Source organism: Malaciobacter mytili LMG 24559, assembly GCF_003346775.1.
GTDB classification, from domain to species: Bacteria; Campylobacterota; Campylobacteria; order Campylobacterales; family Arcobacteraceae; genus Malaciobacter; species Malaciobacter mytili.
In genome coordinates this window covers 108,399-120,954 of sequence record NZ_CP031220.1, presented here as the reverse complement: position 1 = coordinate 120,954, position 12,556 = coordinate 108,399, and the positions used below count along the sequence as shown (strand labels likewise).

Genomic DNA, 12,556 nt, shown 5'->3' with positions numbered 1-12,556 from the left:
AATGGTAAAAAATAAAATTGATTTATTAATCAAGGAATTAGTTATTAAGACTGGTTTAGACAATAGTACAATTGAGTACATCTTAACTAATGCAATTGCAAAAGCATATAATGGTTGCTATGCAGCTTTAATTAATGAAGATGGGATTATTACTATTACTTTTTTAAATGAAGACGATACTTTTTACTTAAAAGATTTTGTTGTTTCTAGAAAAAAATTTAACGATATTCTTTCAGAACTTAACAAACATATAAATCAATTTGTTTTAAAAAATGATGATGAAAAATTTATTGAGATTCTTAAAAATTCAGATTTAGTTGCTAATAAATTAACATTTGATGGAAATGATTTTATATTAGAAATAGACTATGAAAAACTATCACTAAAAAAGAGTTCTTATTTTGATTTACTTGCAAAAGAATGTACTTTTTTTATTAAGCAAAATGATTTATATTTTAATGACTTAGAAAATTTATCTAAGGGTATTTTCCCTAAAGGAATTTTCACAGTTGATGTATTCTCTTTTAACTCAAAAAACAAAACTGTTTATTGCAAAAGAGTATCACAGAAAAATAGTAAAAAAATGTTTTTTTATGCTTTTAATGATTTAAATAAAATATTGGAAACTAACTACTCTATTAAAAAAATAAAATCTAGATTTATAAGTGATACAAAAGAAGTTATTTACTTTATTGAGTTTAGAAATAAAGGAAGTAATTTTTTTATTTCTGAATTGAGTAAAAGACTAAAAAAATTACTCGGAAAATCAAAATTAAATATTAAATTTTAAAAGGGGAAATTATGGCTGAAACAAAAAGAAATAATAGAGGTAAAACATTATCTAAAAGTAATATTTCTGATGTGATTTTAAATAAGTTGAAAGGGCAAGAAAAGATTAATTTTTCTATTGAAGAATTAACTCTTTCTAGTGAAGTTGTTAATGCGTTAAAAGTTATTAAAAATAAAGAACATTTATCTTTTATTATTGAGGAAGCTTTAAAGAATATTGACATAGTTTCAATAGCAGATAAATACATAAAAGATAATCAACATCAAGCAGATTAATTATGAAAAAAATAGTTAGTAAAAAGTCAGCTAGTAAGTGTAAAAATATTAGATATTCATTATGTATCTTTTTAAAAAATATCCAAAAGTTTTTACACGAAAAAATTTGTTTTTCTAAAGAAGAACTAGAAGAAATCACTCACGCAGTTGAGCAAACAAAATTTAATGCTGACAAATTTACTAAAGTTAAAGAACATATGCCAAAAGTTTATGCAGTTGCCAAAAGTTTAGAGGAACGAAATAAGGAGTTATTAGATGATAATTACTTATTAATGCAATCTATAGAGGCTTTATATCATGCTGAAATTTCTAACGATTTTTATACAAAAAACAAGGTATTTAATGAGTTGGGATTTGAGCTTAAAAAACATAAAATTAGTAAGGAATTTTAATGGAAAAAGTTATTGAAAACTTAGAATTTAATAGCATTATAGATGCTTCAATTTTATTAAGAAATGAAAAAGATATTACTGCTTTTTTAATGGAGTTTATTCAACAATCATTAGAACAGAAAAAAGGTGGTTTTATACCATTGGTAAAAAGTAAAGATTCAACTATGTTAAATACTGATTTTGATTTAATATTTATCTCTTTATATAAGTATTTTGAGCAAAAGAATTTATCTAAAAACCAATTAGCAAATTTAAAGTATTTATTATTTCAACAAAGCAAAGAAGAGATACAAAAAAATAAAACTTTTATGCTTTCTGTTTTACATAGATATGGTCTAGTTGTATTACCAAAAAATACTTTTCTTTATGTAAAAGTTTTATATAGAAATGAAGAAGATGGAAACTATTTTTTACACAATTCAACAGGTTTATTTGTCTCTTCATTAATACAATATGTAGGTACTGAAATTTATGAAAAGTATTTGGAACCTTTATCTGGAATTAAAACAAGTGTTATTGCGTTAAGTCCAAAATACATAATTAGAGAAAGAAAAAAGTTAAGAATTAGTGAAACTGATATTAGGGAATATAAAGTACAATTTTAGCCTTATTTTATTTATATTATATATAAACTATTTATATATATTATTTTTATTAATTTTTTATTAAAAATATAATTATTATTAAATATTATCAATCTAAGATATAGATTTATTGTAATATAAATTTATGAGAAAAATAACTTTAGACTATTTTATTCAATAACATTGTATTACGTGGGCTTTTTTTTAAAAATACAGAAATTTGGGAAAAACTAACTTTTCAAAAATGAGTGAATTTAAAAAAATAGCTTATATTTTGAAAATTTGGCACTTTTTTACTTAAAACGAATGATGTATCGAAAAAATGTTTTTCGTTCGTTTTAAGTGCCTTAAAATGATTTTAAACACTATAAAGGGTTATGATGGGATATCTATTTTTTATAATAATTTTTCTAATTGTTGTTATTGTTGCATACTTTTTGTATGAAAGATATACAAACACAAGAGCTTACAGAATTAGAAAAAGTATTAAAAATTACAATAAGCATTTAAAAGAACAAGAACAAAAAATTAAGAAGTTTGATGATGATGCAAAAGAGCTATTAAGTGATGAAAATAAAATAAAAGAAATAATAAGAAAAATTCACAACAAAGAAGAAGTAATAATTCCAATTGTTGCATTTGATTATATTTACAGAATGATTAACAAAATTTCAATCATTGATAAAGAAGGAAATGTGAAAATAATAAATGATGAAAAGTTCTTAGAATTTCAGAAAACTGCATCAGATTTATTAAGAAATGAGCAAAAAGAAAAAGATAAATATGCATTAGAAAAATCAACAAATAAAACTAATAAAATTTTTGATATTAAAAAATATCCTGATGGAACAATTGTTAAAAAAAGTTTAATAAATAATGACATTACAATTATCAAACCTGATGGAAAAAAATATATCCAAAATATGGATAGAAATGAGTTAATAATTAATGAGCCAATAAAAGATGAAGAAAAAGAAAATAAGAACACTAAAAATGAAAAATTAAAAGGTAAAGCTCCACAAGATGAAATAAGTGATAGAGTAAAAAAATTAGAGCAAGAAAATAAAATCTTGACAGATTTAGTTAAGAATAAAAAAGAGGATACAACAGAAGTAAATATTGATGAATTTATAAAACTAAAAGAGGAGAAAAATAAAAAATCAGATTTCACCAATATTTCAATTAATGAAACAATAGAAATAAATAATACTAATAAAAAAAATGAAAATATAGAAGTGGAAAATATTGAAAAAGTTAATCTTGAAATTAAAGAAAAAGAAGTTAATGAAAGTGATAACAAAATTGAAGTTAACCAAGAACTAATTAACGAAGAAATCAATATAAATTTTGATAGAAAAAAAAATGCTTTAGAGGAACTAAACAATAAAGATTTTTTGAATAGTTTTATAAGAAAAGATGAACAAAAATTTAATGATAAAATTAATGTAAAAAAACAAGAGAAAAAAATCAATAAAGATAGTTTAAATGATACTATAAGTGACTTAGATAATTTATTAGAAAGTTATAATTTTTTAACTACTAAAAAAAGTAACTATAAAAATAAATTTGTTGAGAAAAAAGAAGAAAACAAAAATGATTGTTCTTCTCTTTCAAGCATACTAACAGATATAAAAAATCAAACAATTTTTGAAAAAGAAAATAAAATACATAATTCAAAAAATTTAGTTTATGCAAATCAAAAAGATATAGAAAATTTATTTTCATACAATAGTCTAATGGACTTTTTTAAATACCTATTTACCATTTCAGATAGAAGATATAAATCTCATTTCATTAACGATAAAAAAAATTCAAAAATGTACATATCAACTGAGATATTCTTATTTAAAATTTATATGAATGTTTCAATAGAAACAAGAGATACTTTTTTAAAAGAAATTAAACCTTTTGGACCATCAGTTTTAAGATACAATGATGATTTTTTCAGAACAATTATTAAAATGATTAATACTAAATGTGGTATTTCTTTTGGAGTTAAACCATTATATTTAAATGAAGAAAAGAGAACATTCTTTGCAAGTAAAAAATTTGAATTTTTTCTATCAGAGAATGAAGAACCAAAAATGTATGAATCTAATTTTCTTATATTTAATTATGAAAATAAAGTAGGAAAAGAATTAAATCGTTTAAATGTTTTAAATGATGAATTTTTTGATCCCAAAAAGAATTATTTTATAGAAAAAAAAGAGCAGCTAAAAAAAATAACATTAAAAGACATATTAGATATAAAAGGATAATGGATGGATAATTTTATATTAGTAGAATCTAAAGAAATATTTGAAAAGTTCTCTAAAATAATTCCTAGTGAATTTAAAATAATTAATCTCACTGAGATATACGCTCTTAAAAAAAATAAAATTGAAATACTAATAAATGAAGATGATTATAATGCTCTTTCAAATGCAATTAAAGAAGCAGATAATTTGTATATTGTTTACACAGATAATTATATTAATTTTCAAGAATTTTATATTAAATCTTTTGAAGATTTTGAAATAGAATTTTTTAATAAAGTTACATTAGATAATTTGGAAATTAATAATATACAATATGCATTTAATGCTGCAATTGAAATTGAACACAATGAAATTAATTACATCATTGCAAGATTTAAAATAGATAAAATTATAAAATCAAATGTTAGTAAAATACTAAAATGGTTCTTTAAAAAAGAACAGATATTGACTGATGAAGAAGCAGAAAAATTAGATATAAGCAGATTAATACTTTATGCTGCAACAATCATAATAAAAAATCAAGATAAAATCAATTCTTTTATACCAGATACTTATGACAAAATTGGGGTTGACTACATATATGAAAATATACAATTTAGAGTGAAGAATAACAAAAAATTTAAGAAAGATATGCAAGAAGAGTTGATGATGTATTTTAACATAATTAGTGATAGTAAAAATGAACATACAATTACTAATTTAGATAGAAAAATAAAAGACATCCCTGCACCTTTACCTCTAACAAAAACAAGACTTCAAAAAGAGTGCTCATATTTATTCGGTTTTTCACCTAAAGAAACCTTAAAAATAGCAAAAGAGTTATTTGAAGGCATAGAAATTGCAGGAGAAAAAATATCTTTAATAACATCAATCAATACAAATAGTACTAGAATTGATAAGGGAAAAAAATTCCAAATTTATAATCTTATTAATAAATATTTTGGAAAAGATTTTTATTTTAATGGAACCAGGGAAGTAAAGGAAAATAGTGAATATCAACTAAAAGAAGCAATAGTCCCAACAAAATATGAGGAAGAATTTTTTCCTGATAAAATTAAATCTTTCTTATCGGAAGAACAATATAGAATATATTATTTTATCTTTTGGATTACAATTTGTTCAGAAATGTCAAATGCCCAAATGGATGCAAGTGAAATAGTAGTTAATATAGGTACTGAAAAAATGAAAACTGAATCAAATAAAATTATATTTGAAGGATGGTTGGTTAGAGGTAAAGAGTTAGTAACCAATCTAAATATAAGTGATACAATTGTTGAAATTCCTTTAAATTTATATCCTAGTATGAGATTAAATGATTTTAAAATTGATACAGTTATTTATCCTGTACCTGAAAGAACGCCAATGAGATATTCAACTGGACGTTTCTTTGAAAAAACTAACAAGGATATTTTAGCAGAAGAAGAAGAGATTTCTTTATTAATTGATGATTTACTAGAACAAAAATTGATAGTTCTACGTGCTAAAAGTATGATTGAGCCAACAGAAAAATTCAATAGAATTTATTATACTTTAGAAGAATATGCACCAGAATTAGTAAATGAGACATTCTTTATTGAAACATTTTTAGCATTAGTAAAAATAAATGAAGGCAAATTAGAGAAACAAGTACTTATAGATATGTATATGAAACAATTATCTATTTTAAGAGAAAAGTTAGGCTATTCTGAAGTTAAAGAATTTAAAGAAGATAATTGGAAGAAAGAAGAAGCTAAAAAAATCGCCAAAGAAAACAATCAGCATTTGCCAAAGCATGTGTTAGACAACAATGTAATATTGTCAACATACATAAAAGAAAATGAAAATAGAGTTGAAAAGTTTGGCATTTGTCCAAATTGTAAATCAGGAGAAATTTGTGAGAAAAGTAAAAGCTTTATATGTAATAAATGTGATTTTATATTATGGAAGAATAGCGTATTAAAATTTTTTGAAATATTTGGGAAAGACATTGAAATTGAAATATTTAAAGAATACTTAAAAATAATATTGTCTAAAGGAAAGTTATTAATTGAGAATTTCTACTCAAAAGAGGTCTTTTTTAATAAAGAAATAACAATTGAATACTCTGAAAAATATAATAAATGGCAAGTTACATTTTTTAATAACAAAACAAAAAGTAATGTTCAAGTTATAGAAGAAAATAAAGATATTGAAACTAAAACAAATGATGAGGAATTAAATGATGATGAAGAACTAAATAAAATAATTATTGATTTTAATGGTATTGATGAAAATGATTTAAAAAATAGATTTACTTATATCAAAAATATAAAAATTGGTTCTGATACTATAATTTATTTTGAAGGAGAAGATTTTGTGGCTATTAAAAACTTTCAAAATATAAAACTATACATTGAAGAAAAATACAATATCAAAATTAGCGAAGATTTTATAAAAATAGATAAGGAATAATGAATGATAGAAATTAAAAAAAGAGAAGAAATTAAAAAAAATATTAAAGAGAATTTACAAGAACAGGAAATTAATTCTATTAGACTTAAAGAAGAAGAAAGAAAATTTAATGAAGAAGAAATGTTTATGCATGGATCATTTTGTTTCGGAAAATCATATACAAATCCAAAAAGATTAGTTACATTAGATTTGGAATCTAAAAAAACATTAAACTATTCATTATTAGTCTCAGGTGGTTCAGGTTCAGGAAAAACAAGACTAATTAAAAATCTAATTAAATCATTAAGTCAGAAAAATAAAAAAATTATTGTTATGGATGTTCAAGGAGATATGGGAACACCTAATGAAACTGTATATAGATTAACAAGAAGAAATAACACATTGGGTTTCAATTATTTTTCCTTTAGTAAAGACTTAGAAAATGGTGGACCTATATCTAATGCTAATTTGATTATAGAGCTTTACAAAAATTCAGTAATGGATAAAGGTATTGGACCAGTTCAAAAAAGTGTTTTTAAGCAATTGATTGTGGATTGTTATAGGTCTAAAGGTATATTAGATGAAGATGAAAGTACTTGGGATAATGAGTTACCTACTCCTAAATATTTTGAGTATTTTGTAGAGAATATACTAGGCAGTACAGTTACATCAAAATTAACTGTTCTTTCAGAAATGATTACAAATCTAAGTACGCTCAAAATTGAAAAAGAACGATGTAGTGAAGATGAAAAAGAAGCATATGAAAAAGAAATTTATGAGGAGCTTGAAAAATTAAAAAACTTTACAACGCAATTTCAAGAATATATTATAAGTGATGAACATAAAGAGTATTTTAATCAATTTAAAATTGAGAAGGAATATATTGATATTTCATACTATTCCTTACAGAACAATTATAAAGTACTTGCTACATTATACACTTATATAAAAGCACTTGCAGAATGTCCTTTATTTGGAGAAAACCCATTCCCACAGATTGATGGGGTAGTGAGATTTGATATTTCGGGATACACAACAATTGGTAAGCCAGAGGAAGCAATATTTTTTATTAATTATGTTTTATATATGTACTTTCGAATGATAAAAGAAAGAGGAGAATATAGATTTATGCCAGAAGAGTATAAAGCAATACATGGCAAGTTTTGTGACTTTTTTTGCTTTATTGATGAAAGTAAACTTATTTTACCAACGGGACGAGATAAAGAAAATCCATACAATATAATTAATAGGATTATAACAGAAGCTAGAAAATATGGTGGAGGTATGGGAATCATATCTCAAAGAATAGAACATTTTTCAGCAGAGTTAATAAATTCTATATACACAAAAGTAATTTTAACTTGTGAAAAAAGTGATGCAGAAAAAGCAATTAAAAGTTTAGGAATAAAAACTCAAAATAATTATCCTCCATATTCTTTATTTGAAGAACAAGGAAAAGTACAAGATGGGCTTGCGATTATTGGTACGACTGCAGGTTTATATGAAAATGTAGTAACTCCTTGGTATGTAAAATAATACAACCTTTCCGACTTAATCAAGTCGGAACTCTTTAATAAAACTTCTTTAAATATATTAAAAATTTCAATATAAATAGATTTTTCTTGAATAACTGAAATAATAAAATAATATTAATTATCTACATATAAAATAACACTAATCATAGTAACAATATTATCAGATGTGACAAATATTGATAAGAAAATAGAAAAATATATGTTTTATATAAATAAACATATTACGACATTATTATATTATAAAAAGACATTTTTAAACTATAAAAAAATATAAGAAAACTTAGTATATTTTATTTTAATAATATTTATTTAGTTTATTAATAAATTATTATGAAAAAAATGATTTTTTTTAGTAGTAATTTTTAAATTCGTTTTAATATTTAAGTTTTTATTTATTATTGATATTATAATATTCTATCAATTTTTAGTTACTTAATAATATTGAAAACACAAAAAAATACTTTTTACGTGAAAAGGAAACACAATGGGAACAAATGAAGCAAAGTCAATAAATTTAATTAATATTGAATTAAATAATATTAAAAAGATTTTCATAAAAGGTTTTGGGATAGATTTTCCAATAGATCTGAATATAGTAAATTCAATCCATAAGGATGAAGAAAATTACTACATAACGAGAAAAGATAAAACAATAACTACTTGGAATACAAAAAGGCTAATAATTGAGTACAACGAATGAAGAAGTTGATTTAACTGATTTTTATACTAATATAGGTGCAACATATGCAGCTTTTGAATCTATAACTGAAAATAATCAAAAAATTATTGGTGAGATACTAGAACCTATAAAAGCTGATAATTTATCAAATGAAGAAGAGTATATTCTTTCTTTTATTAAATATCGTAAAGACCTTTTTCTAAAACTACTAAAAATGATGGATACACTGAATTTTGATAAAGTTGAGAGTATTCAGCCTGGTTTTAATAGTTTTGGAAATGAATCTAAAAGGTACTCAATATTAGTTGATATAGATTTAAAAACACACACTTTAAATGTAGTTTTATTTACAATTGACTACTTACTTCAAGCAGAAATGGCACAAGATCCTTTTGAGATTGCATTATTACTTTCTTTACTACATGATTTTGGTAAATCACCAATTATAGCAAATAGATTTTCAGAGGCGATAGGCGAAGACCATGAAAAAATAAGTGCTCATTTTGCAAAACAATTTTTATCAGAATATATGAAAAAAAATAAGAATCCTTATGTAACTAATGATTTAACTCAATTGGTTTACAACACATTATATAAAAATCATTCTATTAGCAAAGAAGATGCAAATGGGTTTCTAAAAATATTAATTCACGTGGACAGAAAAACAAGAGACGATGAACTACTTAAATATAAACAAGATAAGAAGTTTATTTCAAAGGTAGAAGAAAATGAAATTTGAATCTGTTGAAGCAAATAAATACTTTTTACTTGCGGTAAAAGTTGAAAAATATATGAATAAAAAAAATAAAGAATTTATAAAAGGGAAAATTTCATCTGAAGAATTAAAAGAAATTAAGACTTTTATAGACACTGCATTAATTAAAAATATAGAGTTAATAGAAAAAATAATATCTAATAAATAAGAGAGGCATATATGGAAAGTAATGGTTATAACACAACACAGCAGTATAATAATCAACATTCAGCTGCACATAATAATAATTCATCAGCAAAAGATCCATTGGATTATTTTTATAGTAAAGATAGCAAAAGTAGCAATGGAAGTTTTAAAAATTTTTGTTTTCATGAACAAATACAAGATTGCGAAATGGAACTACAATATTTACATTCTAACAAAAGTGATTTTGGAGGTACAACTGTTGGGGTGTCAGATTCTAAAATGAGATTTTTAGGTATCAAATCATATGGAATAATTAATAATTCTATAATAAGCATAATATTAAATTTTATAGTATTTAGTTTCTTATTTTTAGAAGTTTCACAATTATTAGCAATTATTTGTTCTATTTTAATGCTTATACATGTTTTATTTCCAGGATATATTGCCTATGGAATGAAAAGGTTTACAAATGAAAAAGGTAAATTCACTTATAGATACTATAAAAAAATATTAAATATATGGCATACATTTGAATTTATATATCTAAGTATACTTTTAACATTTATTTATCTTTGTACTATAAATGTATATCAGATAATTACTGATTACATGGTTTCAATTCAACATAGAACTATATTGCATAAAGTTTTTAATATATTCCTTTCAAGAATAGATTTAACACAAATCAACACATTAATTGAAGTTTTTACACTCTCTTTATTGATAGGCTTATTTGGTTATTTGGTAATGATTATTAGAAGAACTAAATATTCTGAAAAAATAAGAAAAGAAATTGAATTTGAACATTTAAAAGAAACAAGAAGACCTGCTGAATTAGCAAGAATAAAAGCAGGGAAAAAAGAGATTTAAGGAGAGACAATGAAGATAAAAATTTGTTCACCTTGAAAAAAAATTAAAATTAGAATTTAAAAAATATAAAAAATAAAATGGAGTTATATATGCAAAAAGAAAGAAATTTTTTAATTTTATTAATGTTGTTATTTTCAATAACTAATCTATTTGGTGCAGTGTCATCACCAGGAGAAGTACTTGTAACAGTTGGTATAGATCAAGCTAAAACTACATTGATACCTGGTGCAGTTGTATGGATACTTATACTTAGTGGGATTATTAGTGCATTAATGCAAAAGATTATGCCTTTTATTATTGGTGTAATATGCTGCGTAGTTATAGCATTAGTACCTGATTTAGCAACTTCATTCCAATCATTTGATTTTAAAACATTATCAGATGGAACAACAATCCAAGTAAAATAAGGTAAATAATGGCAAGAAAAAGGAAAGTTGGTTTTTTACAACAGTTTAATGGACCTAGAGTTATAGGTCCATTTAGAGTTGATGTAATATTAGTTGTGATTTTGAGTTTTGTATTGATATATACAGTACTTATTTTAGCATCAGTTACTATATCAATTACAATGTTATCATCATTTGCTTTAACTTTTTTTGCAACAAAACTTTATATTAAAGCCAAAGAAAAAGCTTCAAAAGGTTTTCTTTGGCATTTACTATATGTAAGTGGAATCTGGAGTGTAAAAGAAGACAGTAAAAAGTATGAAGAATTAAACAGAATGGATGTTAAAAATTATATTCCAGATTGCACAGATAAAATTTTTTATGATTAAGGAAAGGGTATGGGCTTAAAGATATTTGGGAAAGAGTATGAAGATGATTTAGAAACTAGCGAGAAAGTAAATTTATCGTTATGGAGAGCTTTAATTATCTTAACTATTGTAGTCGTTGTATTAGTAACAGGATATTTAGACTTAAAAAGTGGAATAAAAATTGAAATGAAAGCACCGCCTGAAAATAATATAGTAAACCACAAGAACATAATATATGGTCTTAATGGAGCTAATGTAACATATTATGAATTGTGGGGAAGATATCTAATTAGAAAAATATCTAATTTTCAGCCAGATAATGTGAATGAAAAAATGGACTTTATTTTTAACGAAATGAGACCAACAGATGCAGTTAAAGTTATGAAAGAAGCAGAAGATTTTAAAAAATTTATAATTGCAAATAAAATAAGTCAAAAGTTTGAATTTTTAGAAGTAACTCCTGATTTAGGCGAAAATAAAGAATTTTCTGAAAATGCAATTATTACAATTAAAGGGATTAGTAAAGTAACGGTAGGTTCAGTGCCAGAAGAACCAAAAGAGTGTATTTATCAAATTGCATTAAATATTTATGAGGGAGTTTTCTATGTTAAAGACTATGGTACTAATTGTTTTAAGTAGTGTAATATTATTTGGGAAAGATATTCCAATTAGGAAAATGATTGATTTTGAAGTTCCAGTTAACAAGTCAGTTATTATTGAGTTTCCATTTGAAATAAATGTAAAGCCATCTAATTTTATAACTAAAGAAAAGATATTAGATAGAAAAGAACAAAAAATAGAAGTAAAAGATGATACTGAGGTAGGAGAAAAATCTGATTATAAAATTGTAAAACCTGATATTAATGGAAAAATAGTGATTAATAATTCAGTTGATACAAAAAAAATACAGAGTCAAAGCCTGAAGCAGCTAAAAAATTAAAAAAAAGTAGCTTTAAATTATCTACATCAAAAAATATTATAGAGCTTTCTTCAAAAAAAGAAGGTAGGACAGAAATAATAGTTTGGGGTTATGAATATCCAATTATTATTAATATTAAAGTAGTTGATAAAGAGATTGAAGATAGATATTTTAAATTTATTAATTATGA

The 12,556-nt window shown here is 23.4% G+C and carries 15 protein-coding genes; all 15 read left to right on the top strand.

The genetic code is table 11. The features are described from left to right. The first annotated feature begins 1 nt into the window (after window position 1). The 15 genes from AMYT_RS14535 (at window position 2) to AMYT_RS14465 (ending at window position 12,387) form a co-directional block, all read left to right on the top strand. Entirely contained in the window at window positions 2–790 is a 789-nt protein-coding gene (locus AMYT_RS14535) for a hypothetical protein (protein WP_114843339.1), read from the top strand. Window positions 791–801: 11 nt separating this feature from the next. After that, entirely contained in the window at window positions 802–1,065 is a 264-nt protein-coding gene (locus AMYT_RS14530; RefSeq protein ID WP_114843338.1) for a hypothetical protein, read from the top strand. 2 nt (window positions 1,066–1,067) lie between these two features. After that, window positions 1,068–1,457, top strand: coding sequence for a hypothetical protein (locus AMYT_RS14525; RefSeq protein ID WP_114843337.1), 390 nt, complete (start codon window positions 1,068–1,070; stop codon window positions 1,455–1,457). After that, the gene (locus AMYT_RS14520; RefSeq protein ID WP_114843336.1) at window positions 1,457–2,062 is read left to right on the top strand and encodes a hypothetical protein; all 606 of its coding nucleotides are present in this window, start codon (window positions 1,457–1,459) and stop codon (window positions 2,060–2,062) included. The genes AMYT_RS14525 and AMYT_RS14520 overlap by 1 nt, the downstream gene beginning before the upstream one ends. 359 nt (window positions 2,063–2,421) lie before the next feature. Beyond that, window positions 2,422–4,299, top strand: coding sequence for a hypothetical protein (locus tag AMYT_RS14515; protein ID WP_114843335.1), 1,878 nt, complete (start codon window positions 2,422–2,424; stop codon window positions 4,297–4,299). A 3-nt stretch (window positions 4,300–4,302) separates the two neighbouring features. Then, complete coding sequence (locus tag AMYT_RS14510) at window positions 4,303–6,729, top strand: DNA topoisomerase (protein WP_114843334.1); 2,427 nt, start codon at window positions 4,303–4,305, stop codon at window positions 6,727–6,729. 3 nt (window positions 6,730–6,732) lie between these two features. Next, window positions 6,733–8,244 carry a helicase HerA domain-containing protein gene (locus AMYT_RS14505; RefSeq protein ID WP_114843333.1) on the top strand — a complete coding sequence of 504 codons (1,512 nt, stop codon included), beginning with the start codon at window positions 6,733–6,735 and terminating at the stop codon, window positions 8,242–8,244. A gap of 483 nt (window positions 8,245–8,727) precedes the next feature. Further along, window positions 8,728–8,943, top strand: a complete 216-nt coding sequence (locus AMYT_RS14500) for a hypothetical protein (RefSeq protein WP_114843332.1) — start codon at window positions 8,728–8,730, stop codon at window positions 8,941–8,943. Beyond that, window positions 8,927–9,661, top strand: coding sequence for an HD domain-containing protein (locus AMYT_RS14495; protein WP_114843331.1), 735 nt, complete (start codon window positions 8,927–8,929; stop codon window positions 9,659–9,661). Before AMYT_RS14500 ends, AMYT_RS14495 begins: the two co-directional genes overlap by 17 nt. Continuing rightward, on the top strand, window positions 9,651–9,845 hold the full coding sequence (locus tag AMYT_RS14490; RefSeq protein ID WP_114843330.1) for a hypothetical protein: 195 nt from the start codon (window positions 9,651–9,653) through the stop codon (window positions 9,843–9,845). The genes AMYT_RS14495 and AMYT_RS14490 overlap by 11 nt, the downstream gene beginning before the upstream one ends. An 11-nt stretch (window positions 9,846–9,856) precedes the next feature. After that, complete coding sequence (locus AMYT_RS14485) at window positions 9,857–10,693, top strand: hypothetical protein (protein WP_114843329.1); 837 nt, start codon at window positions 9,857–9,859, stop codon at window positions 10,691–10,693. Window positions 10,694–10,782: 89 nt separating this feature from the next. Then, window positions 10,783–11,100: a hypothetical protein gene (locus AMYT_RS14480; RefSeq protein WP_114843328.1), complete on the top strand. Its 318-nt coding sequence runs from the start codon at window positions 10,783–10,785 to the stop codon at window positions 11,098–11,100. Between the two features lie 8 nt (window positions 11,101–11,108). Next, window positions 11,109–11,468, top strand: coding sequence for a hypothetical protein (locus tag AMYT_RS14475; protein WP_114843327.1), 360 nt, complete (start codon window positions 11,109–11,111; stop codon window positions 11,466–11,468). Window positions 11,469–11,477: 9 nt separating this feature from the next. Beyond that, entirely contained in the window at window positions 11,478–12,086 is a 609-nt protein-coding gene (locus tag AMYT_RS14470) for a TraE/TraK family type IV conjugative transfer system protein (RefSeq protein WP_114843326.1), read from the top strand. Next, a complete protein-coding gene (locus AMYT_RS14465; RefSeq protein WP_114843325.1) occupies window positions 12,052–12,387 on the top strand; it encodes a hypothetical protein in 336 nt (111 codons plus the stop codon). Before AMYT_RS14470 ends, AMYT_RS14465 begins: the two co-directional genes overlap by 35 nt. The last annotated feature ends 169 nt before the right edge of the window (window positions 12,388–12,556 follow it).